General features: G+C 50.1%; 23 protein-coding genes. 15 read left to right on the plus strand and 8 right to left on the minus strand.

Annotation, left to right across the window (positions count from 1 at the left end; all coding sequences use genetic code 11):
* Window positions 1-273: 273 nt before the first annotated feature.
* From K7397_RS10450 to K7397_RS10480, 7 genes are all read left to right on the plus strand, one after another.
* Complete coding sequence (locus K7397_RS10450; RefSeq protein ID WP_223067903.1) at window positions 274-465, plus strand: hypothetical protein; 192 nt, start codon at window positions 274-276, stop codon at window positions 463-465.
* Between the two features lie 345 nt (window positions 466-810).
* The gene (locus tag K7397_RS10455; RefSeq protein ID WP_223067904.1) at window positions 811-1458 is read left to right on the plus strand and encodes an HD domain-containing protein; all 648 of its coding nucleotides are present in this window, start codon (window positions 811-813) and stop codon (window positions 1456-1458) included.
* Between the two features lie 26 nt (window positions 1459-1484).
* The gene (murI, locus tag K7397_RS10460; RefSeq protein WP_223067905.1) at window positions 1485-2255 is read left to right on the plus strand and encodes a glutamate racemase; all 771 of its coding nucleotides are present in this window, start codon (window positions 1485-1487) and stop codon (window positions 2253-2255) included.
* Window positions 2256-2475: 220 nt separating this feature from the next.
* A complete protein-coding gene (locus K7397_RS10465; protein ID WP_223067906.1) occupies window positions 2476-3153 on the plus strand; it encodes a response regulator transcription factor in 678 nt (225 codons plus the stop codon).
* Window positions 3150-4538 (plus strand): sensor histidine kinase, encoded by a 1389-nt coding sequence (locus K7397_RS10470; RefSeq protein ID WP_223067907.1) that lies wholly within the window; start codon window positions 3150-3152, stop codon window positions 4536-4538. Before K7397_RS10465 ends, K7397_RS10470 begins: the two co-directional genes overlap by 4 nt.
* A gap of 82 nt (window positions 4539-4620) precedes the next feature.
* The gene (locus K7397_RS10475) at window positions 4621-5733 is read left to right on the plus strand and encodes an ABC transporter permease (protein WP_223067908.1); all 1113 of its coding nucleotides are present in this window, start codon (window positions 4621-4623) and stop codon (window positions 5731-5733) included.
* Window positions 5733-6413, plus strand: a complete 681-nt coding sequence (locus tag K7397_RS10480; RefSeq protein ID WP_223067909.1) for an ABC transporter ATP-binding protein — start codon at window positions 5733-5735, stop codon at window positions 6411-6413. The genes K7397_RS10475 and K7397_RS10480 overlap by 1 nt, the downstream gene beginning before the upstream one ends.
* A 61-nt stretch (window positions 6414-6474) precedes the next feature.
* Here K7397_RS10480 and K7397_RS10485 read toward each other — a convergent pair whose 3' ends face one another.
* The 4 genes from K7397_RS10485 to K7397_RS10500 all read right to left on the minus strand — a co-directional run bounded on the left by K7397_RS10485 (window position 6475) and on the right by K7397_RS10500 (window position 10900).
* The gene (locus K7397_RS10485) at window positions 6475-7446 is read right to left on the minus strand and encodes a polysaccharide pyruvyl transferase family protein (RefSeq protein WP_223067910.1); all 972 of its coding nucleotides are present in this window, start codon (window positions 7444-7446) and stop codon (window positions 6475-6477) included.
* Entirely contained in the window at window positions 7424-8803 is a 1380-nt protein-coding gene (locus tag K7397_RS10490) for a lipopolysaccharide biosynthesis protein (protein ID WP_223067911.1), read from the minus strand. The genes K7397_RS10485 and K7397_RS10490 overlap by 23 nt, the downstream gene beginning before the upstream one ends.
* A 75-nt stretch (window positions 8804-8878) precedes the next feature.
* The gene (locus K7397_RS10495) at window positions 8879-9811 is read right to left on the minus strand and encodes a glycosyltransferase family 2 protein (protein ID WP_223067912.1); all 933 of its coding nucleotides are present in this window, start codon (window positions 9809-9811) and stop codon (window positions 8879-8881) included.
* A gap of 15 nt (window positions 9812-9826) precedes the next feature.
* Window positions 9827-10900, minus strand: coding sequence for a glycosyltransferase (locus tag K7397_RS10500; RefSeq protein WP_223067913.1), 1074 nt, complete (start codon window positions 10898-10900; stop codon window positions 9827-9829).
* Between the two features lie 469 nt (window positions 10901-11369).
* Between K7397_RS10500 and K7397_RS10505 the strand changes: the two genes are divergently transcribed.
* Window positions 11370-11678, plus strand: coding sequence for a hypothetical protein (locus K7397_RS10505; RefSeq protein ID WP_223067914.1), 309 nt, complete (start codon window positions 11370-11372; stop codon window positions 11676-11678).
* A 25-nt stretch (window positions 11679-11703) separates the two neighbouring features.
* On the opposite strand, the gene nagZ is transcribed toward K7397_RS10505, so the two are convergent.
* Window positions 11704-12999, minus strand: a complete 1296-nt coding sequence (nagZ, locus tag K7397_RS10510) for a beta-N-acetylhexosaminidase (protein WP_223067915.1) — start codon at window positions 12997-12999, stop codon at window positions 11704-11706.
* Window positions 13000-13148: 149 nt separating this feature from the next.
* Here nagZ and K7397_RS10515 point away from each other — a divergent pair, with 149 nt between their 5' ends.
* The 3 genes from K7397_RS10515 (at window position 13149) to K7397_RS22020 (ending at window position 14325) form a co-directional block, all read left to right on the plus strand.
* A complete protein-coding gene (locus K7397_RS10515; protein ID WP_223067916.1) occupies window positions 13149-13610 on the plus strand; it encodes an NUDIX domain-containing protein in 462 nt (153 codons plus the stop codon).
* 281 nt (window positions 13611-13891) lie between these two features.
* Window positions 13892-14230: a GNAT family N-acetyltransferase gene (locus K7397_RS10520; RefSeq protein ID WP_337926706.1), complete on the plus strand. Its 339-nt coding sequence runs from the start codon at window positions 13892-13894 to the stop codon at window positions 14228-14230.
* On the plus strand, window positions 14176-14325 hold the full coding sequence (locus tag K7397_RS22020) for an N-acetyltransferase (RefSeq protein WP_337926707.1): 150 nt from the start codon (window positions 14176-14178) through the stop codon (window positions 14323-14325). Before K7397_RS10520 ends, K7397_RS22020 begins: the two co-directional genes overlap by 55 nt.
* Before the next feature lie 189 nt (window positions 14326-14514).
* Here the strand turns inward: K7397_RS22020 and K7397_RS10525 are convergent, their stop codons facing one another.
* Window positions 14515-17565 (minus strand): glycoside hydrolase family 2 TIM barrel-domain containing protein, encoded by a 3051-nt coding sequence (locus tag K7397_RS10525; protein WP_223067917.1) that lies wholly within the window; start codon window positions 17563-17565, stop codon window positions 14515-14517.
* A 66-nt stretch (window positions 17566-17631) separates the two neighbouring features.
* Between K7397_RS10525 and K7397_RS10530 the strand changes: the two genes are divergently transcribed.
* Both K7397_RS10530 and K7397_RS10535 read left to right on the plus strand, forming a co-directional pair.
* On the plus strand, window positions 17632-18552 hold the full coding sequence (locus tag K7397_RS10530) for an AraC family transcriptional regulator (protein WP_337926708.1): 921 nt from the start codon (window positions 17632-17634) through the stop codon (window positions 18550-18552).
* A gap of 57 nt (window positions 18553-18609) precedes the next feature.
* Window positions 18610-19857 carry a multidrug effflux MFS transporter gene (locus tag K7397_RS10535; RefSeq protein WP_223067918.1) on the plus strand — a complete coding sequence of 416 codons (1248 nt, stop codon included), beginning with the start codon at window positions 18610-18612 and terminating at the stop codon, window positions 19855-19857.
* A gap of 32 nt (window positions 19858-19889) precedes the next feature.
* On the opposite strand, the gene K7397_RS10540 is transcribed toward K7397_RS10535, so the two are convergent.
* On the minus strand, window positions 19890-20462 hold the full coding sequence (locus K7397_RS10540; RefSeq protein WP_223067919.1) for a nucleotidyltransferase family protein: 573 nt from the start codon (window positions 20460-20462) through the stop codon (window positions 19890-19892).
* Between the two features lie 184 nt (window positions 20463-20646).
* On the opposite strand from K7397_RS10540, the gene K7397_RS10545 reads away from it, so the two are divergent.
* Entirely contained in the window at window positions 20647-22557 is a 1911-nt protein-coding gene (locus K7397_RS10545; protein ID WP_223067920.1) for an LTA synthase family protein, read from the plus strand.
* 178 nt (window positions 22558-22735) lie between these two features.
* Here the strand turns inward: K7397_RS10545 and K7397_RS10550 are convergent, their stop codons facing one another.
* Entirely contained in the window at window positions 22736-23662 is a 927-nt protein-coding gene (locus tag K7397_RS10550; protein WP_237690837.1) for a phosphotransferase family protein, read from the minus strand.
* A gap of 116 nt (window positions 23663-23778) precedes the next feature.
* Here K7397_RS10550 and K7397_RS10555 point away from each other — a divergent pair, with 116 nt between their 5' ends.
* Window positions 23779-24189: a GNAT family N-acetyltransferase gene (locus tag K7397_RS10555; RefSeq protein ID WP_223067993.1), complete on the plus strand. Its 411-nt coding sequence runs from the start codon at window positions 23779-23781 to the stop codon at window positions 24187-24189.
* Window positions 24190-24191 lie beyond the last annotated feature (2 nt).

Here is a 24191-nt window from a genome sequence, read left to right on the forward strand (position 1 = left end):
GCAGACATTACTTCACCCGTAATCGAGATCGGTATGTACAGGGACTTCTGGTCGAATGCAACTATGCTCGCTATTTTCACTAGCATAAACTAGCTGACTGTTCAAGCACTAACTTTGGTGTAGAGCCAAAAATAATAAAGCCATTTAAAAATAAAAAAGTTGTTTAAAAATATGGTGTGAAATGGAAGTTTCATATGTTGTAAAATATAATGAATATAAGAATATTTTGATATTCGTATATTTAAGAAATGGGCATAATAGGAGTGGATTAAGATGTTGGATAAATTGAAAGATGCATTTCTATCTAAGGAATTAACTTGTACTAATTGTGGTAAAAAAATCGGAGAAGGTGAACGTTTTACTGCTATTTTAACAATGCCTTCTGAAAAAGATATGTTAGTATCACGATTAGATAATGCAATCGCAAGAACTGCTGATAGTGTATTGTGTGAAAGCTGTAAATAAGGGCGCACTTTTATAAGATTGTTCTCCGAAAATTATACAACTTTATTATCAATTCACAAATCTTTCATTAACGGATGCGTTAATTGAAAAAGAAAGGATATAACATATTAGTCATATAAAATATGTTATATCCTTTCTTTTATCTAACTTTTTTTAATTTAGGTCTTGATAACAGTAAGAAGATTGGTCTTTTTGGGCTTGGCCAAGCTGCTTCAATCAGACGAAATGGTTTATAGAACTCTCATTTTGAGTTAATATGGATATCAGCGGACCCATCAGGTTTCGGACCAGGACTAGGATCAGGATTCAGATAGACGTTAAGTGACAGGAAAGGTATGGTAAAGAATGGATCAGCATAAAATGGTAATCGGGCAGGCCGAGCGTTTCGTACAAGAAGAGCTCGGGACTGACCGCAGCGGCCATGATTGGTGGCATATCCACCGTGTCAGGAATATGGCTTTGCGTCTTGCGCGCCAGGAACAGGCCGATTTGCTGGTGTGCGAGCTGGCGGCGCTGCTCCATGACATTGCGGATGAGAAGCTAAACGCCTCCAAAGAAGCAGGACTGAATAAAGTAAGTGTATGGCTGCAACGGCATGTTTCCGATGAGGACGTGATTCATAAAATCATGTCGATCATCTCCACGATGTCCTATAATGGAGGCAAGAACCCGCCGATGACGACATTGGAGGGGGAAATTGTACAGGATGCCGACCGGCTGGATGCGATAGGCGCGATTGGCATAGCCAGAACCTTTGCTTACGGAGGCTCCAAAGGCAGATCTATGCACGAACCGGAGCGCGATTTTTCGAATATGGATTATCGAAGTGAAGGCAATACGTCCATTCATCATTTTTACGAGAAGCTTCTGAAGCTGAAGGACCTGATGAACACAGACTATGCCAGACAGCTGGCAGAGTCCAGACACGCCTTTATGCAGCAGTATTTGGACCAGTTTTATCAAGAATGGGACGCAGCAGACAAAGATGCATAAATAATGACTGACGACAGGTGATACAGGTGAGAATTGCTTTTTTTGATTCCGGGATCGGCGGAATAACCGTACTGCATGAAGCGATGAAGAAGCTTCCTGACGAGGACTTTCTTTATTTTGCCGATACCCTTCATGTTCCTTATGGAACGAAATCCTTGACCGAGGTAAATCAATACGTAAAAGAGTCGGTTGGCACCATTATGCAGGAGGAGATCAAAGCGCTGGTCGTGGCCTGCAATACTGGTACAAGCGCGGCGATCAACGAACTGAGAAGCCTATATACGATCCCGATCATCGGGATGGAGCCGGCTGTCAAACCTGCAGTAGAAAGAAGTCTCGAAGAAGGAAGAAGAGTGCTGGTGTTCGCTACACCACTGACGCTCAGTCAATCCAAGTATGCCGATTTGGTTGCGCGTGTCGATGACCACTCCATCGTGGATTCCTTGCCTCTTCCGGAACTGGTAGAATATTGCGAGAATCTGAACTTCGACCGTCAGGAAATCGGGAACTATTTTAAACGGAAGCTTGGGCATCTGGACTTGGGGCAATACGGAACGGTAGTGCTTGGATGCACGCATTATCCCTTCTACAAGGAGATTTTAAAGGAGATCTTGCCAACGCACCTTGAACTGATCGATGGCAGCAGGGGGACTGTAAACAGGTTAATCGACAGGCTCAGGGAGCAAGGTTTGCAGGGAACGCATGGGACAAACGATATCAAGTTCATGTGCTCGAATGAAGATCCTGCTTATCTGGACAAGATGGAGCGGGCGCTTGCCTTCCTCAGGAACCGTTGATTTTTAAACCGCACAAGAAGCTCTGATCAAAAGGCGATAAATGCGCAGACTGTCCTTGCTGGACGGTCTTTTTTAGAATAAGGGGGACCTAAAGATGATTTTATTTCAGAGCGGGTACATCCAAGCCAAACGCTTGACTGAAGCTGATTCTCCACTTCTGGTAAAGTGGCTTTCGGATGTAAGGGTTTTGGAGTATTACGAGCAGAAAGGATGAACAGCCATGAAAAGACTCTTGCTGGCGGACGATGATCCGCATATCCGCACACTGCTCAGGCATTTTTTGACCGCCGAAGGATATGCGGTATTGGAAACAAGGGACGGGCAGGAAGCTATGGACAGGCTGCAAAGCGAACCGGTGGATCTGGCTATTGTGGATGTCATGATGCCGAAGGTGAACGGTTTGGAGCTCTGCAGCCACATTCGGGACAATTATGATATACCCATCATTCTGCTGACTGCCCGCGAGCAACTGGCGGATAAGGAACAGGGATACATGCGCGGGACGGACGATTATGTCACAAAGCCTTTTGAACCGGAGGAGCTTCTCTTCCGCATACAGGCGCTCTTTCGACGCTACTCGCTTGCATCCAAGGACCGGATCAGGCTGGGCAAAGTGATCATTGACCGTAAAAATTATGAGGTGCTGGATGGAGATTCCGTCATGCTGCTTCCACGAAAAGAGTTCGAGCTTCTGGCCCAATTAGCCCAGTTTGCCGGACGCTTATTTGCGCGGGAAGAGCTGATCCGGCTTGTCTGGGGGCCGGATTATGACGGGGATGAACGCACCGTGGATGTGCATATCAAGCGTTTGCGGCAGCGTTTTGCCGATTATCAGGAAATCTTCGCGATTCAAACGGTCCGCGGTCTCGGCTACAAGCTTGAGGTGACGGGCAAATGAAATCGCTCTATGTGCGGATTTGCCTGATGACGCTTGCCACCATCATTATCAGCAGCTTTCTCGGATTTATAGTGTCCAATGTTTATTATCATATGAAACTGAAACCGTATAATGATAGGAAGCTGACCCGGATGGTTCAGGACATGCAGCGGTTTATGGAGCGTAATGCCGGCGAAACCGATGAATATCTCCGGAACATAGGTTCCCTGGGATATGAGATTTATTTGACGGATGGAAGAGGAGAGGATCGTTTTTACGGGGCGCGTTTCCGGTTGCAGGATTTGGCGGCGGAGAACATCCGGCTTGTCCTTCAAGGACAAGCTTACCACGGGGTAGCCGAATTTCCCGGCGGTCCGTTGATTACGGGCTTTTTCGATAACCGGCTTAGCAATACAGTCGGCGCTCCGGTTAATATTAATGGCGCTAACTATGCGCTCTTCATGCGTCCGGATACGAAAATGCAGTTTGGAGAGCTGCGGATTTTCTTCGCCATGATTATTCTTTTTACGGTGCTTTTCAGCATTATGCTCTTCTTGATTGCCGCAAGGTATGTGGTTAGGCCGATCACGCGGCTGACGGAAGCAACCAAAGCCATCGCGGGTGGCCGTTACGATATCAAGCTTGCCACCCGGCGGCGGGATGAAATCGGGCAGCTTGCATCCCATTTTACGGTAATGAGCCAGGAACTCAAGCGTTCGGACCAATCGCGGCAGGAGTTTGTATCGAATGTGTCCCACGAAATTCAGTCGCCGCTTGCTTCGATCCAGGGATTTGCCGCAGCGCTCCGGAAGAAGGAATTGTCTCCCCCTGAGCAGGAGCATTACCTGAATATCATTGAAGAAGAGAGCCGCCATTTGTCGACGCTGAGCAAGCAGCTGCTTACCTTATCCATGCTGGATGATAAAGAAGAAGGCGGTATACCGAAGGAGACGGTCGAGCTGCGTTCCCAGCTGTGTCAGGTCGCGCAGGTTATGGAGTGGCAGCTTGCCGGGAAGGAGCTGGCCCTCCTGATGAATGTGCCCGAGTTGTCTGTCCCCGGGAACAGCGGACTATTGTATCAGGTTTGGATGAACCTGCTGTCCAATGCCGTCAAATTCACCCCTGCCTCCGGGACGATCCGAATCCGCGCCTGGAAGGAGGGGGCCTGGTGCAAAGTGGCTTTCTCCGATACGGGCGAAGGGATTTCGAAAGAGGAGCTTCCCCATGTATTTGACCGGTTCTATAAAGCTGACAAAGCCAGGGATCGCTCTTCAAACTCATCAAACAGCACCGGGCTCGGCCTTTCCATCGTTCGGAAAATAGTAAGCCTGCACGAAGGAACCATTGAAGTGTCCAGCCGACCGGGAGAAGGGAGCACCTTTACGGTGACTTTACCACATTTGTAAAGTGTTATTCACATTGCGTTCATATTCGCTTCCTAAACTGGGTCTGTACCCTTGATCAGTCCCTGTTAGGAGTGAATGAACCATGTTTTTATCCCTTCGGGAAATCCGGCACGCGAAAGCGCGTTATGCCCTTTTGCTGGTTATTATGCTGCTGCTAACCTTTCTGGTACTGTTCGTAACAGGTTTGGCCAGAGGTCTGGCCTATGCCAACGGCTCAGCCATAGAGAACATGCCGGTAAATTACTTTATGCTGCAAAAAGATTCAGATAACCGTTTCAGCCGCTCCATGCTGGACCAAACTCAGCTGAATGAAGCGCGAAGCCGGATCGGTAAAGATAAGATGGCTTCTCTCGGCATTCGGATGAGCACCATTACCGTAGACGGCGGTTCCCGGAAAACGGATATTGCCGTTTTTGGCGTCGATATGTCGGGTCTGCTGGCGCCTGACGTGATCCAGGGAAGCGCAGTCGCGGATACGGACGAAGGCAAGGTTGTTGCCGATCGCAAGCTTGAACAATCGGGCGTGAAGATCGGGAGCACGATTAAGGATCAGGCCACCGGCATGTCCTGGAAGGTCGCCGGATTTACGAGCGATGCTTCTTACAGCCATGCGCCTGTTGTCTTTATGAATGAGCTGGAGTGGAGCAAGCTCGCCCGGACGTCCTCGATGCCCGGCGGGCCCGCAGAGGGAGCTTTCAATGCGATTGCTGTCAAAGGCGATAAAGCCGTTTTGGCGGAAGCGGCGGGCACGATGACCGACGTCGATCTTATTTCCAAAAAGACAGCCATTGCCGGCATCCCGGGATATTCGGCAGAGCAGAAGTCGCTAACGATGATGATCGCCTTTCTGTTCATCATTGCCGCATTTGTGCTAACGGTTTTCTCTTATGTCATCACGATTCAGAAAACGGGCCAGTTCGGAGTTTTAAAGGCGATTGGCGTGAAAACCTCTTATTTGGCAGGCAGCGTGCTCACCCAGATGCTGCTGCTGTCCTGTACAAGCGTAGCCATTAGCCTGCTGCTTACGTGGGGGATGGTTCAGGTCCTGCCTGCGAGCATGCCGTTCAGCTTGAAACCTGCGGTCATCGCCTTTACAAGCCTGCTAATGATTGCCGTCTCGGCGGCGGGAGCGCTCATTTCTGTCATTCGCGTCGCCAAAATCGATGCGCTGGATGCGATAGGGAGGGCGGTCTGATGAAAAGAACCATGCTGGCGTTGCGTCATGTCACCCGGACCTTTGGAGACGGCGAATCTTCGATCACTATTCTTGACGATTTGTCATTTGAAGTGAGTGAAGGCGAATTTGTGGCCGTGCTGGGTCCTTCGGGATCGGGAAAAAGCACCTTTCTCTCCATCGCCGGCGCTCTGCTGACTCCGACAGAAGGGGAGGTCGTCATTGACGGACAGCCATTAAGCGGATTAAACAGTCAGAAACTCGCCGGTCTCAGGCTGAACAAGATCGGTTTCATGTTTCAGAGCGCCAATCTCATTCCTTATTTGAAAGTCGAGGAGCAGCTGTTGTTTGTGGCCAAACTTTCAGGCATGGACAGGCGGGAAGCGCAGCGCAGAGCAGGTGAGCTGCTTGAACGGCTCGGTCTTGAGAAGCGGAGGAACTACTATCCGGAGAGGCTATCGGGCGGCGAGAAACAGCGGACCGCCATCGCCCGGGCCTGGATGAACAGGCCGGCGATTCTGCTGGCCGACGAGCCAACGGCAAGCCTCGATTCAAACCGCGGACAGATGATTGTGCGCATGATTGCCGAAGAAGTGAAAGCGGAGAAGAAAGCCGCCGTTATGGTTACGCATGATGAACGGATGCTTCATTACTGTGACCGTGTGCTGCATCTGGAAGACGGCAAATTAAGAGAAGCTTAAGGCCGTTGTTGCCCCTTCCGAAACCCAGAAGGGGCTGCTTCAGTTCTGGCATAACCTTCATTCAGGACAGCAGCTCAATCGGCTCATCAGGGGCTTCCTGTACAAGCCTTGCTTTGGTGTTCCGGTGCGTCCAGGTCCGGTAATATTGGGAGTTCTTGCCGTAGGAATTGTCGATCAGCACGTGCGGCTTATCCATCAAGCAAGCGAGTATATGACCGTGCAGCCGGGAGGTGTGAATGATCCGGTAGGAGCCGAACAAGCTTACCGCTTTGCGAAGCAAATAATCGGTGTACATGTACCAGAACAGCCGGGTGGGCAAGTATCCGCCCAGTTTTTTATCAAGCTTGCAGAATTTCGCCAAATGATGCGTAACTTTGCTTTCCATTCGGCTGAACAGCGTGTCCCAGTCCCGGAAATCGCTTTGATTTCCTCCAACATTCTGCGGCTGCGCATTCCCCGCCTCGATATCGGTTCGAATGAAGTAAAGGAGATCCTTCTCGCCCTTTTTGGGCGGAACGATCGGCCAAAGCTGGTGAGCCATGTCCGGCGAGAGGTAAACGCGGCAGCCCGAAAACTTTCGTTTCGCAAGTTCATAGCACGCTTTGTCCCGGACATAGAGATGGAGGTCAGGGTGGGCATTGAAAATAGCTGCCGACTTGTCGTAGTTGGCCTCATTCTGGAAGTAGATCGTTTGCGGCATGATGACAATGCGGTGTGTTGGAAACTGTTTCACTACTCGCTCCCGAAGCTCCTGATGATGAGTGTACAAATCCCCAAAGTTGCCTCCGCCGTTCAGAACAAATATACTGCCTGGAACGGCTTGAAGCTGATCCGGAAAATCATACAGGTTATAGCGGGCCAGAATATGGATGCCGTAATCCTTGAAAAATTTTTCCGTTCCTTTCATGATCAGCATATCCCCGCCGTTGTTGTACACCGGATAATCCAAATAATAGATTTCTGAACCTGAAGGAATGACGTCCAGAATTTGACGGAGCTGTTCTTTCAATTCAGCCATGGGATGCATATTCATGTACCTCCTCTTTGCGGTGTTTTCGTTTATCGCCAATCGTTTGGAGCAGGAAGGACAAGTCGCTCGGGTCAAACAAAATGCGTCTTAACGGGACTTTAAAGAACACCGGGAAAGACAGTACGGATACAGCCAGCCGGACAAGCGCTCCCGATAACAGGGCAAGCGCAATGCCGGGAAGTCCGAGCCAAGGCGTAAATACAAAAAACAGTCCGGCCGTAACGAGATAGGCTGCAATTTGCCGCACAAGGACAAGTCCCGGGCGTCCCAGGGCATTAAAGGCGGAAGCAAGGATCCAGGAGGCCCCGCCGATAATGCATTCCACCGAGAGCAAATAAAAGGTTCCGGCTCCGGCTAAAAACGTAGTGCCATACAGCAGGCCGAGCAGGTATTTGCCGACGAACAGGCTGGGAACGATCACGATGGCCATGCCGACCATCGAAATCCGAAAGGCTCTGCCGATTTTGTCGATAATGGCGTCATGCTGCATCCCGGTTACTTTTGGAAAAATGACGCTCGTAATTGCATTCTGCACAACGTTGAATACGCGCGACAGGGCATACACAACGGAATATAGCCCAAAATCGGCGGGCGAGAGCAGGGAGACAATGACGATTTTATCCGTTTGATTGCTGAGCGTCCCCATCAGCTCCATCCCGTAAACGCGGGCTCCGTAACTATAGTAAGGGCGGAGCACATTGTTTTGGACAAACCAGCGGAGTGCGCGCCAATGAAGCTGTCCACGCATCCGGTACAATGCCCATGCGAGCGTGGCGATCCCGGCCGTTAGATTAACGGCGGATGCAGTCAGGACATCCAGCGAGCCGAGCAGCCACAATACGATCAACCCGCCGAAGGTCAGGAACGGGACGAAAAAGAGGATGGCATTGTACACGCCAAATTTGTCCAGACTCTGCGAAAGCGCGATGCCAAGGTTGGTCAATACCGCCAGCGGAATGGCGGCGAGCGTATAGATTTGCGCCACGCGTATGACATCCGGCGGATAATTTCCGAGCCAGAGCGGCATGAGGATCCATGCAAGAACTCCTGCGGCCAGGCTAGCCGGAATCTGGATCCGCAGCGCGAGACCGAGCAGATCTGTGACGCTGCCCGTTTTTTTCTTCACGTTATAAATCAGCGAAGTGGGAAGGCCAAATCCGATTAGGCTGCCCAGCAGGGAAGGCCAGAACAGTACGGCTGACAGCTCGCCTTTTCCATCCGCGCCCAGCATCCGGGCGGTCAGAATGGAAGTCAGTGTGGTCACCATCAGAACGAAAAAGTTGTTGAAGCTGGTGCGCATGATTGTTTTGGCCAGGCTATTCCCTCCGAAAACTTGCTTGGCTGCGGAAATGGCGCTCATTGTGCAATCCTTCCTTCCACCCTTGTTCTTGTAAGCATTCTCTCTAGTCTCATCTTGCCCCCAAGCGGGACGCTGCTAATCAGCCAAAAATTCACGATATTTGTTCTTTAGGGGGTTGAGTACGAAGCCGATCCCCCGGATGTAGCCCAAGGCAGCTCCCAAATTTCGCTTGACTGTCTCTTTGCCGGTCAGGTACAAAAGCGTCCACATGAGCGCAACATAACCGCCGGGCCCGGCTTTGCGAAGAGCCAGCAAATAATAGTGATTGACCGCGGTAGCCATGGCCACCTTGCCCGCACGGTCGCGCGAACGGGGGGACTCATGGTGCACGATTTTCAGCTGAGGGTTGACCAGAAGCTTTCCGTATCTGGCCGCAAGACAGCACATATACAAGTCGTCGCCTACGGCGTAGCTGGTCATCCACGGAAAAGGGAGCATATCGCGCAGCGCATCACGCTTGAAGGACATGTTGCAGCCGTGGAAAAAATCGCTTTCAAACGGCCGCTCGGCTTCTCCCCAGTACAGCAGCGACCCCGCCAGACTGCTCGGGGACAGCTTGCCGGGAGAGGTAGACATCTGGCATGACAACACACCCAGCAGCCTGCCCAGCCGGCTTGTCCGCAGGCCTTTGGCTACCCCGCCGACGCCCGCAATGCTTTCATCCTGCTCATACATATCGATCAGCCGCCGAATATAGAGAGGGTCGTCAAGCTCGGCGTCATCGTCGAAATAGAGCACAATATCATGGTGGGCGAGCGTGAGCGCCTCGTATCTCGACAGCCAGACGCCTGGTCTTGTTTTTTTATAGTAGATCAGTTCTGCGCGTCCCATTACGGCGGCAAGGGTCCTGAATTTCTCAAGCACGTCCTGCGGAATTTGACCGTCATCCACGATGATGATCTGGATTTCGGTGTCTGATATTTGCTGCTGGGAGCAGATCGACTCTACACAGCGGGACAGATCGGGAACCCTGTTGCGCGTTGGAATAATAATGGACACGTCAAACATGCATTGGCACCTCCTCTACAGCCGGACGGCCGTGCCGTCAAGCCGCTTGTATTTAATCCCCGAGAACAGATTCCATAATCGGAACATACAGCAGATAGCAAAAAATCGGCCGAATATGTCGCTGGAGAGACTTCCGCCGGTCCTCTCACGGTAAATGCTCATCGACCGACCAAAGGCGAGACGGCGCATGTAGAGGCCAAACTGGGAGGCATCCGCTGAAGAGGTTGTTTTGAGCGCCTGGCCGATCATTTTTCTGCCTCCGCCCGATTTGTAGATTTGCGTTATGCAGGCATTCATCAGATCGTACAGCAGAACCGGGAGAACGGGCTCAATTTCCTGCCTGCGGCTTAAACGGTCGCAGTAATGTTTAAATCGTTCGACAAGCGTTACGTACTGAGCTCCGATCTGGGGGGAAGGAGCCTGCATAAGCGAACCCTCACGCTGTAAATAGAAATAGAACGATCGGTCAATTGCAGCGATATTCCGCGCATGGCAGAGAACATAAAGGTTAAACAGCAGGTCCTCCGAAAAAATTTCCTTATTCGGCTCGAAGCGGATCGCGTTCTGCACCAGAATGTCGCGCCGGTACAGCTTGTTCCATACTTCATGACCATGCGCATAAGTAAACAGATAGCGGTACATATATTCCGCCAGCCCTAGCTTCCGGACGTCTACGATCTCTTCTTTCATTTGCAGAAAGCTCCGTTCGGTATGGTCTGCAAATACTTTATCGTAGTTGCACACGACCAGATCGCAGTTTCCAGCTTCTGCTGTATCGTACATGTGCTCCAGCATCTCCGGTGCAATCCAGTCATCGGAATCGATAAACGCGACATAATCACCGGTGGCGATCTCCATTCCCGCGTTGCGCGCGGAGGAAAGGCCGCCGTTCGGCTTGACGACCATTTTGATTCGCTTGTCCCGAAGCGCATACTCGTCGATAATCCGTTCGCTGCCATCCTTCGTTCCGTCGTTGACGATGATAATTTCCAAGCGGGAATAAGTCTGGCCGCATATCGAATCCAGACACTTCGGCAAATAGTTTTCGACATTGTACACTGGCACGATAACACTGATCAGCCGATTCATCGCCCAATCACTCCTTGTCAGCCCTATTCTTCCCGCGCATCCAGTGCGAGCCTTATTTGCGGGTGTCCGGCTTTATAATGCTAAGGATTTAATAATTTTCTGCTTACGCAAAGCGATCCGCATAAATTGCAAAGTAATTTCGTAACTTTGCAGCGGTTATTTTTACAGTAAGTTTACTCTCGTCGCATGGAAGCGTACATACCACTTTTGTATACTTTTTCTGCATGCGCGAAGAGCAACAAAAACGCGTTCCGTAAGGAACCAGTTTGAGGTTCCGACCATTGAACGCTGAACTATTTTCAGCATATTTAAAGGTCAAGTCATGGCGATTGAAACGCCCCAAATATCTTTATTCCGCAAAAATGGTTAAATATAGTAGAATTAATTGGGGTTCATACAAATTATCCTGCATTCAAGTACACAAGAGGATTCGGATCGCGTGTTCCGGATTTAGAACAAGGAGGAGAACATGAACAAAAGAGCAACCGGCATGATGTTTATCGGCATTGCGGCATTTTTATATGGCATTCGGTATCTGGCTGCGGCGATCTTTAGCTCAAATATCACTTCCTGGAGCACAGAATTATTCCACACGATGCTGGATTATATTGGGAATGGACCGCTCGTTTTGGCGTGCATTTCATTGGCGATCGGGGTAATCTATCTGCTCATCGCCGAATTTGGCACTCATATGCAGCGGCAGATGGACCGAGTTAAACAGAACTGGAATGAAAATGAGGATGATGAATTGAAAAAGGGGCAGCCCAAAGACGAATAGACCGTCAGGAGAGCCCCTAATTCCATTATTTCTTCAACAATGCTCGAACTTGATCGTTTACGGCATCAACATCAACCGATTTTAGCGGCTTGTCGCTCAAATTGTATTTTTGCTTGAGCTTAAGGACCCGGTACACATGCTTGTCGATGTCTTCCGAAGAAATCGTGCCGTTTCTGGCGGCTTCTCTTAAAGCCTCAACAACTGCGGATTCGCTTTTGTCGTCATGCCCGACGAGGACAAGGTCGCTGCCCGCCTGAACCGACTTGACGGCTGCCTCAGCGATGCCAAAATGTTTGATGATTCCGCCCATGGTCATATCATCCGTGATGACGACTCCGTCATAGTGAAGGGAGTTTCGCAGCAGATCCGTTATGATCTTGCTCGACATGGAGGCTGGGAACTTGTTATCGATTTTCGGGATTAAAAGATGAGCAACCATGACTGCATCAGTGTCGTTTTGGATGGCCGACTTGAACGGAAGCAGCTCGAACGATTCCAGATTTTTAAGGCTTTTGTTCACAACAGGCAGCTCGAGATGCGAATCTACGGAAGTATCGCCATGACCGGGAAAATGCTTCACAACAGCAGCAACTCCCTCGGACTGGATTCCTTTCATGACCGCAATGCCATGCTTGGTAACGGTATCGGCCTTGGCGCCAAATGACCGGTCACCGATCACCGGATTGTCCGGATTGCTGTTAATGTCGAGTACGGGCGCGAAATCCATGTTGAAGCCGAGCGACTTCACCTCTTCGCCCAGCGCCTGACCGATGCGGTTAGCGTAATTTTCGTTATTCGTATTTCCAATTTGCCGGGCTTTAGGAAGCTTCACATAACTCTCAGGCATGCGGCTGACCCTGCCGCCTTCCTGATCCACGCTTAGCCATAATGGGGCAGCGTTGTTCCGGTTGGCCTTTTTCAGTTCATTCAGGAGAGCCGGCGTCTGATCCGCATCGGTAATATTGTTCTTATACAAAATAAACCCGCCAACCTTGTAAGTATCGATCATCTTACGGGTCTGCTCCTGAAGGGTGGTGCCTTCCAACCCGACAATGACCATTTGGCCGATCTTCTCGTCCAGGCTCATGTTCTTCAGTTTCTCCTTCACGGGATCGGGCGTTTCGGTAGGCTTTGGAGCCTCCGGTACAGTAGAAGTTTCGGCAGAGGGAGTGGGCGAAGGGTGATCGGTGCTTGCCGAACTGGAATTGGAATTCGCATTTGCATTCGCATTGGTATTTGTATTGGATTGGCCGCAGCCGGCCGGAAAGATACAGATCGCAGCAGCTGTCAGCAGAAGCAGTAACCGTTTGCTTTTTATCATCGTAGATACCTCCCATGGTGCGATATCGCGTGAACAGGATTTTTCATTCGTATGTAGAATAATCAAAAAAATGGAATAGCGCAAACATTCCGGACAATCTAGCAGCGGACAAGGCAGGATCATAACAAGTGGCATAAGGAAGTGGGTTTATGGAAAATTTGAACAATCAAAGGTATCATGTGCTCGCAAGAGGAGTGATCGTGTCTGAGGGGCATTTGCTGATCGCTCACTGCAAAGGATTGGATAATACATTTCTGCCGGGCGGCCATGTGGAGTTCCATGAGGGCATTAGGGAAACGCTGTCCCGGGAAATTCGTGAAGAACTGGGCTGGGCCAGTAAGGTCAAGGAATATATTGGAGCGGTCGAAGCTGAATTTGACCATGAACAGGTTTACAACCAGGAGATGAATCATCTGTTTGCCGCCGAAATTCCAGGGCTTGATTGCAGCACGAATCCGGTGTCCCAGGAAGGTCATCTGGAGTTCTACTGGATCTCTCTGGACACGATGGAAGAGCACAATCTGCAGCCTTTTCCGGTCAGGGAGATGATCAGGGATTACATTCGAAATAGAAGAGGGGCGGGCCGATTCGGCACTACATTTTCATCATGAAGGATTGCTTGCTTTGAATAAAATGAGTTTAACAAAGCTACAGCTTGTCATAGTTCATTCCCCAAATTCCGCCGATGGCATATATTAAGGCAAGGAAAATAATCAAGATAAGAAAAAGACGATAGATATTGAAGGATTTTCCTCTACGGTATGGTCTTTTTTTCATCGGACTGTCCTTCTCTCCTTCCACTTCAAATTTCGGCATCGGGCATCTACAAGTATATCAAAAAATCACATCATTATGGTAAAGTAGGATTCAAAATGGATGAGGGAGAGAAGAAATGAACGACATCAAAGAGCAATACAGCATTACGGAAATGACAATCGATGATTATGAAGGGGCCTATCGGCTCTGGAAAAATACGAAGGGCATGGGACTCAGCGCCGCCGATTCCCGGGAATCGATCGCTTCCTATTTGCAGCGCAACGAAGGACTAAGCTTTGTCTGCAAGCAGGACGGACAGATCGTCGGGACCGTTCTATGCGGCCATGATGGAAGAAGAGGGTTTATGTATCCGTTGCGGTTGACGAAGAACACCGCGGTCAAGCCATTGCCGGGACACTTGTGGACCGGAGCTTGTCCAAGCTGCGGGAGCAGGGAATCGGCAAGTGCCATCTGATGGTGATTGAAGACAATGAAGTCGGCAAGCGGTTCTGGTCGAGATCCGGATGGCTGAGAAGAGACAACATCTTATTATACTCGCAAGATACATAAAATGGGGGAAGCTTTCATGGTTCATCACGATTTTATCATCAAGCAAGCAGGTATCGAGTAGCTGGATGACGCTTGTGTCCTGTTCGAACAATAAGGATTACCGGGTGTACTACAAGCAAGCGGAAGTCCGAATTTGCGCGCTCTAATTCCGGAACTTCCGCTTTTACTCTCCAGTGGATGGATAGCTTGCTATTCGTCTTCCTTAAAGACGGGGGAGATCAGCAGCTTAAAGGCAAACTGCTTTTCCTCAAGCCGATAACGGTTCTGTAGCTGCGGTCCGCAAGACCCTGAGCCTACACCGCTCATTTTGTAGTCCAAATTCACGATCGTTTCTTTCCGTTTCTTGAGTTCATACGTATGCGCCGCTTGCGTCAAATCCTCCGGCGTGAAATGCGAAGCATTGAAAGAGAAAGGCTGTTCCGCTCTAAATTTAAGGCCCATTCCGAGCAGATTGGAGACGATAGTCCAATCGGTCCCGTAGCGTGAACCATTTTCCTGCGGCATAATATAGTCCGTGAACATGCCGTCTACAGTTGTCAGATATTCGCCTTTTCGGACACTAAGCCGTTTGTCCATATAGCTTTCATGAGGACCGTAGCCGTAATACTGGACTTCTTCCGTACCTGCGGGCATGGTCAGTTGCAGGCCAAAACGGGGCAAATAGTCAATCGTTTCTTTCACGGCAGCGTCAAGATCCAGCAGGATTTCCCCGGTTCCGAATACGGTCCAGCGGGCGGAGCCGTGCAGGATCGGGCTTTGAGTATACCCGCCCAGAGAAAAGTCCACCTTGACTGTGGCCGAGTCTTCCGCTTTTTGCTGGACTTGCCAGCGATATACCTTCATAAAAGCACGGTCAAGGCCTTGGGACTTCCACATCGAAGTGACGTGCATGTCATTATCGATTGGAGCCCGCCAAATTTGAAACCGCGCGGGGGCTGCAAGAAAAGGAACGCCGTTTTTGGAGATCTGGCTGAACATACCGAGATCAGTATCAAATCTGTGGCAAAAATCATGGCCCTCGATCACCAAACCATTCTCCTCCTGCACCACCGTTACAGGTCTAGCATTATCTTTCGTTTGGGGCAGAAGCGTGCTGGCAGGAGCAACAGCAGGAAGTTCAAATTGTTCGAAAGTCAGCTCATATCCGGCAGGAGCCCAGAATGTTTCTTCCCGAGTCCGGCACGAAAGAGTCAGCAGGCAGGATTCGCCGGATTTTTTCAATAGTGCGGCCGGCGCTTCAGGAAGAGCCAGGATTCCGGAGCTTTGAGGTTCGATCTTCAGATCATCGATTGTACCTTGAGCTGCAATCCGGCCGTTCTGTTCGATTTTCCAATGGATGAAGATAGATGAAAGATCCGTGAAATCATACCGGTTAACGACATTCAATTTGCCCTGCTCCAGATCGACTGCCTCAATCCGGACCGGAGCCAAAATTTTCTTCAATTCCAGCAACCCGGTATGGGGCTTCCGGTCGGGCGATACGAGGCCGTCGATACAGAAATTGCCGTCATGGGGCAGATCTCCGAAATCTCCCCCATAAGCGTAATAAGGGACGCCGTCTTTCGTTTCCACCCGAATGCCGTGGTCGCACCATTCCCATACGCAGCCGCCGATCAGCTTGGAAGCCTGGTAAATGATGTCCCAATAATCCGCTAGATCTCCGGGACCATTGCCCATGGCATGTGAATACTCGCAGAGCAGCAGCGGCTTGGTGCTGGCCGGATCCTCCGCATATTTCCGGATTTCTTCAGGAGAAGAGTACATCCGGCTCTCCAAATCCAGACATGCCGTGTTGGTATTCCCTTTATAATGAGGAGCCGCTCCTTCATAGTGAACCGGTCTGGAGGCGTCCCGCTGCTTGGTCCATTCCGCCATGGCGATGTGGTTGATGTCATACCCGGACTCGTTGCCCATGGACCAGATGATGACGCACGGATGATTTTTGTCCCTTTCCACCATGCGGACAGCCCGATCTATAAACGCCTGCTGCCATTCCTCGTTCGCCGACAATTGATGAAAGGCGCCTTCAGCCCAGTCAAAGGCAGAGCCCATCCCGTGGCATTCGAGATCCGCCTCGTCGATTACATAAAAACCGTATTCGTCGCACAAATCCAGAAAACGGGGATCATTCGGATAATGGGAAGTGCGGATCGTGTTAATGTTATGCTGCTTCATAAGCATTAGATCCTGTTTCATATGGTTCAGCGGAACCGTCTGCCCGAGAAGCGGGTGGGAGTCGTGACGGTTTACCCCCTTCAGTTTGATAGGCACGCCATTGATCGTAAATACTCCATCCGATATGGAGACCGTCCGAAATCCGACCGTAAACCGAAGCACCTCTGATCCCGCAAAAATATAGAGCTGATAAAGGTAAGGGCGCTCCGCGTTCCACAGAACAGGCTGTGTGACATCAAACTTGGCCTCATAGGTTTCGGCGCTTTCTTGTACGGCTGCTCCCTGTGCGATTGTTTGGTGATCCGCGTCCCTAAGCTCGATCCGGGGGGCGATGTTTCCGGAAGATTTCAATTGAATACATAGCTCTCCGGATGAGAAATCGGCCGAAAGCTTTTGCTGAATCTCTACATCGCGGATGTGCTCCTTGTCCCTTGCCAGCAGATAAACATCCCGGAAAATGCCGCTGTACCTCCACAAATCCTGATCTTCCAGGTAAGTGCCATCGCACCATTTAAGGACCATAACGGTGATCCGGTTTCTTCCTTCGGTCAGATAGGAGCTGATCCGAAATTCGGCAGGCACCCGGCTGCCTTGGCTGTAACCGGCAAACTGCCCGTTGACCCAGAGATACAAACAGGAATTTACGCCCTCAAAAACGATATATTTCTCTTTGTTCTGCCACAAGCCGCTCAAATGAAACTCGCGGACATAGAGTCCGGCAGGGTTACGGTCAGGGACGAACGGAGGGTCGCACGGAATCGGGTAATTGACGTTCGTATAGTGCATTTGGTCGTAACCGATCGTTTGCCAGCAGGAGGGGACAATCAGCTCATTCCAGCTGCCGACATCCGCGTCCCGTTCGAAAAAGCGGTCATTCACCTGCTGCACGCTTTCCCTGTAATCAAATTTCCAGCTTCCGTTTAAAGTTTGATAATAGGCGGAAGAGCCGCGCCTAGCCGCTCTGGCTGACGGCGAATCCTGATAAGGTATGAAGGCTGCCCGAGCCGGTTCCCGGTTTTTGTGCAGAATGCCCGGGTCCTGCCAATATTGTTCCAGTTCTATCATTCTTCCCGATCTCCCTTTCCGTCATTTCAACTTTTCGCTACAGCCAAATTATAAATGTGTTATATTGTGAACCATAGGGTTGATTGGGACAAAATACCGCACAAAAAGGACATCGGTAAACAGGATATGAAGTTGTATGAGCTCAGAACAAACTTGAATATGCCTTTCTCGGAGGGGCTTCCTTTCGGAATTTATACGGTCGGTACGGAGCAGCAGGCGCCGATAACCAGATTTCGCGGATTTTCAGCCAAGCAGATCATCCTGACCTTCTCCGGGTCGGGTGCTTTTCGAAAGATAGGCCATGACAATTGGGACATCATCACCGCCGGAAAAATGCTGTACATTCCGGCTGGACTTCCGCATCAGTATGTCCCGATGGCCGGAGAGCCCTGGCAGGTAGGATATGTTACTTTTGTGGATGGACCCAAGGGAGGGCTGCAAAGCTGGGGGTACGGCGATCACCTCCATATCGCAGCTTTGGCCGAGACGGAGAGACTGTTCTCCCTGATCGAGCAAATTTGGCGCTGTTCAGGACCGGATTATGATTTGTGGCGTTCCGCCGAGCTTTTTCTGCAGTTTTGCGTGGAGCTCAAGAAGCAGACAGTCACAGTCGCGGGAAAGCAGCTGTTTCATCAGCTTCCCTCACCGGATCGGCATCCGAGTACGATGGTGGACCGGATGACCCGCTTTTTGCATGACCATTTGGAACGGAACTTCACTATGTCGGAGCTTTCCTCCTATGTTGGGTACTCCGCCAAGCAGACCGTCAGGTTGTTCAGACAGCAGCATGGCATGACGCCGCATCAATATTTACAGAAAATACGGCTTCAAACTGCCGCCCAGCTTCTGCAAGATCATCCGGATATGACGATCGGTCAGATCGCGGCCCATGTCGGGATGGAACCTGTTTATTTCAGCAGGCAATTCAGCAGGCTGTACGGCGTTGTACCCTCTGCGTTCAGATCCAGAGGCAATAAGAGACCTTAAGCAGACTAATGATCAGGAACACCACCGCATTTTTAAATATAAGGAGAATTCGCATACATGAATCTGAAATTGCACTCGTCCCAATCGGCGGTCGACACCGCCTCCACCTCCATAACCCGCACGAAAAGAATCACTTTCGCCGTAATTTTGGGGATGCTGTCCGCGATCGGTCCTTTTTCGCTGGACATGTACTTGCCTGCGCTGCCGGGAATGGCCAATCTGTTTCATACCAGCGCATCTGCGGTGCAGCTTAGTCTTACGGCCTGTATGCTGGGTTTGGCGTTAGGCCAGATTTTTGCCGGTCCCTTAAGCGACATGAGGGGGAGAAGGGGGCCGTTGATCGCGGCTCTTTCGGTCTATGCCATAACTTCCTTATTATGCGCGTTAAGTCCGAACGTCGGGATCTTGGTTGCATTAAGATTGCTCCAGGGATTATCCGGCGCTGCCGGAATTGTGATATCGAGAGCGGTGGTCAGGGATTTGTTCTCGGGCTCCGAGATGACGCGTTTCTTTTCGCAGCTTATGCTGATTAACGGTGCGGCTCCCATTATTGCTCCTGTACTGGGCGGCCAATTTCTCAGATTCGTCTCATGGAGGGGAGTATTCGTCTTCCTGTTTGTTCTCGGCCTTGCCCTCACGCTTGCCGTAGTCTGGGCGCTGCCTGAAACGCTGCCCAAGGATCGGAGGCAGAGCGGCGGTTTGAAAAAAACGCTGGACACATTCAAGAATTTCGGGTCCGATCGTCTGTTTATGGGGTACGTGCTCGCTTTGGGGCTCGTATCTGCAGGAATGTTCGGCTACATTTCCGGTTCATCCTTCGTCCTGCAAAATTTGTATCATGTCTCCGAACAGGGATATAGTCTGATCTTCGCCATGAACGGTCTTGGCATCATTCTGGCTTCCCAGATTACGGGTCGCCTTGCTGCAAAGTTTGATATCGGCCGTCTGTTCCTGAACGGACTTGGCGTGGCCATGACAGGCGGAGCAGCGCTGCTGCTGTCGGTTCTTCTTGACGGCGGACTCGTCTTTATCGTGATTTCACTGTTCCTAGTTGTTTCCAGTGTCGGTATTGTAAGCACGACTGCGTCTTCTCTAGCCTTGCAAAATGCAGGCAAAGCGGCAGGAAGCGCCTCCGCGCTGCTCGGACTCCTTCAATTTGTGCTCGGAGCTGTCGCTTCTCCGCTTGTCGGCCTGGGAGGCAGCAATACGGCGCTGCCTATGGCCGTTACCATTTTCAGTGCGGAAATACTGGCCGTTCTGATCTGTTTCATTCTAGTAAAAGGCCGCAGAAAAGCAACTGAATAAAATGCCGGCGCCTTTGGCGAAAGGGTCGGTTTCTATAACGCATGAACCACCTTGATCCGCTGCCAGATTGCTTGCCAGTTCTTCGTGACAAGGCGTCTTTCGTAAATGCTCGCCCCTTGCGCACTTCCCAATTTCAAAAAGTACGGTGATGGCCTAACGACCATATTCAGTACATCTTCAATCCCGCAGGGAGCCCTCAAAATTACGCGATGCCGGGCATCCAATTTCAGCCCCAATGCCGTAGCCGTTTCGGGGAATTTGGAAATCGCGTCCACCGCTGAGGAATAAGGCGGAATGTTATTGACGGTATGCATTCTGGCTTCATTTTTGACTGACCAGGGAACGTCAGGCATTATGCTTCTCAGCTTTTCTTGCCATTTCTTCTCCGTTTCTTCCAGGACACTGCTTGGATCAAAATAGATCACATCGATATCGGGCAAAGGCGTTCTTTCGGTAAAGCCGTGCAGCATATCCCAAATTTTGGAGCGCACAAAACCGGCGCAAACCCACCAATCAGGCAGGTTAAGGGTAGCTGCGGTTTCCAATATATCCATCATCCATCCGTCTGCTTCAACAAGGTTGATAATGTCTTGTTCATCTTTCATGATCCAAGCGGTGCCTCCTCACGAACATATATTCCCATTATAGCTTAGAATTTTGTCTTCAACCAGCTTGAAATTCAGAGTGCCGCCAAACCTTTGAAACGGGATGGTCTTTTATTTTATATTTAATAATTGTAAAATTATAGGATGACCAATGGGTCCAGGCTATGAGAAAGGAACCTCTGCTATGAATAAATTATCCATCAAACCGATTGCCGCGCTGCTCAGGACGCAGCCGGTCTTTTATGTATTTGTGCTGCTGCTGCTCAAGCTGCTGCTGCTGCGGTATTTTCTGTTCCGGGATATTATGTGGAGCAAAGTGTGGGCGGACGCTTTTGCGCTGTGGGTGATTCTTGGCCTGTTTGAACTGATTTCGCCTGCGGGATGGAAGAAATATGTGTACTGGCTGCTGAATTTGCTGATTTCGTTAATTCTGTTTGCGTCTACGCTATACTACACGCACTTTGGTTCTGTCCCGACCTACACGGCGCTTTTGCAGCTCCATCAGGTTATGCAGATCAAAGCCAGCGTCCAGTCTACGATCCGGACCGAATTTTATATGTTTTTCATTGATTTGCCGATATTGGCGGCAGTCTGGCTGATCAGACGGAAGCAAAGAGTCCGTGCGGCAAGAAGAAACGTGGTCTGGAAAACGGCAATTTTGGTCACGGTTATTGTGTGCTTCTTCCTGTCGGAACGAAGCATTCAGGCTGGCAGCTCCATTGTGAACGAAATTGTGCAGGTGGAGCATCTCGGGTTTCTCGATTATCAGGTCGCTGCGGCGATTAAGACGAGCCGGGAGGAGGCGGCTATACGTAACGGAAACATTCAGGATACGATTAAAAAAATCAGGGCTCTGGAATCCACGTACACTTATCAAAGCAAAACTTCTGCTGCCGCAGCAAAGCCTGCCCATTTTGGCGCGGCAAAAGGCAAAAATCTGATCATCGTGCAGTTGGAGGCGTTCCAGAACTTCCCGATCAACCTGAAGGTGGACGGGCAGGAAGTGACGCCGAACCTGAACAAGCTGCTCGGCACCAGCTTCTATTTTCCTTATGTCTATCAGCAGATCGGACAGGGGAATACGTCGGATGCGGAGTTTATGTCCAACACATCCATCTATCCGACCGGAACAATAGCGATGTCGACAGGGTTTGGTGACCGGGCGCTGCCGAGCCTGCCGAGGTTGCTTGAAAAATACGGCTATGAAGCGGACACCTTCCATGTGAACGATGTCGCCTTCTGGGATCGGATCAAGCTGTATCCCGCGCTGCACTTCAAGCGTTATTTCGACAAGCCTGATTATAAGAACGATCACTTTAATGACTTCGGCGCGTCGGATGAGGAATTGTACAGGGTTGCGGTAAACAGGATGAAGGAGATTTCGGATGGCGGTCAAGCCTTTTACACCCAACTTGTTACCGTATCCAACCATTTTCCGTTCAAGGTGCCGGAGGATCGCAAACGGATTACGCTGCCGGATTCGCTGAAGAATACCCAGCTCGGCGACTATTTAACGGCTGTTAACTACACCGACTATGCGGTTGGGACATTGATCGACAGGCTTAAAGAGGCGGGGCTGTGGAACAATTCGGTGCTTGTGCTGTATGGCGATCACTTCGGCCTGCAGCCCGATGCCAACGATCCGGATTGGGTCAAGTCCCAGCTCGGCATCAAATACGATTCGAGAGTATCGAGGTTCAATATTCCGCTGATCATCCATTTGCCGGGAGAGCAAAAAGGGCAGAGGATAGACCAGGTCGGCGGCCAGCTTGATATCATGCCGACAATCGCCAATCTGATGGGCATTTCCCTGAAGGGTGAGAACTTTACGGCCTTTGGCCACGATCTGCTGAATATCGACCACAATGTGTTCGGCATGCGGTATTACTTGCCGACCGGATCCTTTTTCAATGATGATATCCTGTTCGTATCGGGCACCGGCTTCGATGACGGAACAGCCATTTCGCTGAAAACACTTGAACCGGTGCAGGATATCGCGCCTTATCGCAAAGATTACGATTACATCCTCAAGATGATGGGGTTATCGGATGAATATGTGAAGCTGTTGCCCAAGCGTGGGCCGGGCAGCGATTAAGAAAATCCATCACGCCACAAGGACATGCGTATAGTGGAGAACGCCGCGCTTTGCGCTTTTGGGACCGGAACGTTCCGGGTCGTTTGCAAACCGTAAGATGAACGTGTCTTTCAAGGAGAACAAGGATTTCTTCCGCAATCAGCGAGAAAGAATCCTTGTTTCTTGTTTTCCGGTTATTTTATGCTTCCTCTGAGGGTTGCTTGATCTTCTCAAAAGCCTGGGCAACGAACCGCTTGTGTCTTTTTCTCATTTTTTGCTCCGTTCGGGTGTCCAGACCCCACCCTGCCAGTTTGGAGGCCGGGCGCAATGCGGCGCACAAATCCCAGTAAGGAAGGGTCGAAATATCGATTTCGTTATGTTTTAGATAATGATCCGTAAAGCTGTGCATAGCCTCTAGCCCGAAAGCCCACAGCAGTTCCAGACGGACATTTGCCAAATCGGCAAGCGGGTCGCCGGTTTGGGCGTCCTCCCAGTCAATAACGGCTGCAATCCGGCCGTTTTTCCATAATACGTTCCCTGGCCAGAAGTCCCCATGCAGAAGAGCGGAGTTGTTATGCTGCGGCAGCGGCCAGACCTTCTCCAAAACATCGCGGATTTCACCTTCCTGAAGTGATTCATCCAGCGTTTCAGGTCGATTCCCGATCCTCTTGCCATAATCGTCGTGCAGCCGGGGCAAAAAGGACAAATCTGCCCTTGAAATATCCAGCTTGTGGATGCAGGATAATTGCTCGGCAAGCTGAAAGATATAAGAGGGGGAAGGGTCCTCGGGGAAATCTGTGCTACCTTCTACGTATTCGATGACGAGGTACGGTTTATCCCAATCAACCGAAGACTGCAGAGCATAGTAGTAAGGCTTCGGTACGGCAAAACCTTGCGTGTGCAGCATATGCAGCAGTTCGTATTCATCTTTGGCCACTTTTGGATTCCGTTTGCGGTCAATTTCACCGTATTCACGGACAATCTTTTTTTGAATCCTGTCGCCTTTTTGTTCAATTTCAACATACATGACGTTCGCTGAGACCCCGCCCGTAAGTTCTTTGGCATATAGCAGCTTGTTTTGGGCATCCATCTGCAGGATCAATTGCTGGAGTGCGTCGTTAATCATGATATTATGTCTCCTATCTTCAGGGGTTTCCTGGAAAAAGCAGGATAATTCTTGATTGAATTATTATTCGTATGGATGTATTATTATTTATATTTTATTAGAGGAGGTATTGCGCCCTGAATCTTTCCTATCGCACGGAGCTTCCCGCCAAGGATGAGTATTTTCATTTATACCAGAGTACGGGTTGGGACTCAAAGGGTTTTTGGACTAAAGACATTTTATACGAGGCCGTCAAAAATAGCTGGTACATAGTCACTGTTTATGATAATGATAGACTAGTGGCTTCAGGGCGTATAGTGTCAGACGGGTATCTACAATGTTTTATTTGTGAAATGATTGTCCTGCCTGCTTATCAGCATAAAGGGATTGGCCGAGGGATTATGGACCGTCTTCTGAACCATTGCAAAACTCAAGGAATTCGGTGGGTTCAATTGGCGAGTGCCAAAGGCAAAAAGGGTTTCTATGAAAAATTCGGATTCCAAGCGAGAGATGCTGATGCTCCGGGTATGAACTTGGTTCTTAATTGATA

It is taken from the genome of Paenibacillus caui (assembly GCF_019904135.1).
Taxonomy (GTDB): domain Bacteria; phylum Bacillota; class Bacilli; order Paenibacillales; family Paenibacillaceae; genus Fontibacillus; species Fontibacillus caui.

Bases quoted from the DNA above. Each gene is read 5' to 3' on its own strand.
- K7397_RS10450 (WP_223067903.1), top strand. From the start codon at position 274: ATGTTGGATAAATTGAAAGATGCATTTCTATCTAAGGAATTAACTTGT.
- K7397_RS10455 (WP_223067904.1), top strand. From the start codon at position 811: ATGGATCAGCATAAAATGGTAATCGGGCAGGCCGAGCGTTTCGTACAA.
- K7397_RS10465 (WP_223067906.1), top strand. From the start codon at position 2,476: ATGAAAAGACTCTTGCTGGCGGACGATGATCCGCATATCCGCACACTG.
- K7397_RS10470 (WP_223067907.1), top strand. From the start codon at position 3,150: ATGAAATCGCTCTATGTGCGGATTTGCCTGATGACGCTTGCCACCATC.
- K7397_RS10475 (WP_223067908.1), top strand. From the start codon at position 4,621: ATGTTTTTATCCCTTCGGGAAATCCGGCACGCGAAAGCGCGTTATGCC.
- K7397_RS10480 (WP_223067909.1), top strand. From the start codon at position 5,733: ATGAAAAGAACCATGCTGGCGTTGCGTCATGTCACCCGGACCTTTGGA.
- K7397_RS10485 (WP_223067910.1), bottom strand. From the start codon at position 7,446: ATGAATATGCATCCCATGGCTGAATTGAAAGAACAGCTCCGTCAAATT.
- K7397_RS10490 (WP_223067911.1), bottom strand. From the start codon at position 8,803: ATGAGCGCCATTTCCGCAGCCAAGCAAGTTTTCGGAGGGAATAGCCTG.
- K7397_RS10495 (WP_223067912.1), bottom strand. From the start codon at position 9,811: ATGTTTGACGTGTCCATTATTATTCCAACGCGCAACAGGGTTCCCGAT.
- K7397_RS10500 (WP_223067913.1), bottom strand. From the start codon at position 10,900: ATGAATCGGCTGATCAGTGTTATCGTGCCAGTGTACAATGTCGAAAAC.
- K7397_RS10505 (WP_223067914.1), top strand. From the start codon at position 11,370: ATGAACAAAAGAGCAACCGGCATGATGTTTATCGGCATTGCGGCATTT.
- nagZ (WP_223067915.1), bottom strand. From the start codon at position 12,999: ATGATAAAAAGCAAACGGTTACTGCTTCTGCTGACAGCTGCTGCGATC.
- K7397_RS10515 (WP_223067916.1), top strand. From the start codon at position 13,149: ATGGAAAATTTGAACAATCAAAGGTATCATGTGCTCGCAAGAGGAGTG.
- K7397_RS10520 (WP_337926706.1), top strand. From the start codon at position 13,892: ATGAACGACATCAAAGAGCAATACAGCATTACGGAAATGACAATCGAT.
- K7397_RS10525 (WP_223067917.1), bottom strand. From the start codon at position 17,565: ATGATAGAACTGGAACAATATTGGCAGGACCCGGGCATTCTGCACAAA.
- K7397_RS10535 (WP_223067918.1), top strand. From the start codon at position 18,610: ATGAATCTGAAATTGCACTCGTCCCAATCGGCGGTCGACACCGCCTCC.
- K7397_RS10540 (WP_223067919.1), bottom strand. From the start codon at position 20,462: ATGAAAGATGAACAAGACATTATCAACCTTGTTGAAGCAGACGGATGG.
- K7397_RS10545 (WP_223067920.1), top strand. From the start codon at position 20,647: ATGAATAAATTATCCATCAAACCGATTGCCGCGCTGCTCAGGACGCAG.
- K7397_RS10550 (WP_237690837.1), bottom strand. From the start codon at position 23,662: ATGATTAACGACGCACTCCAGCAATTGATCCTGCAGATGGATGCCCAA.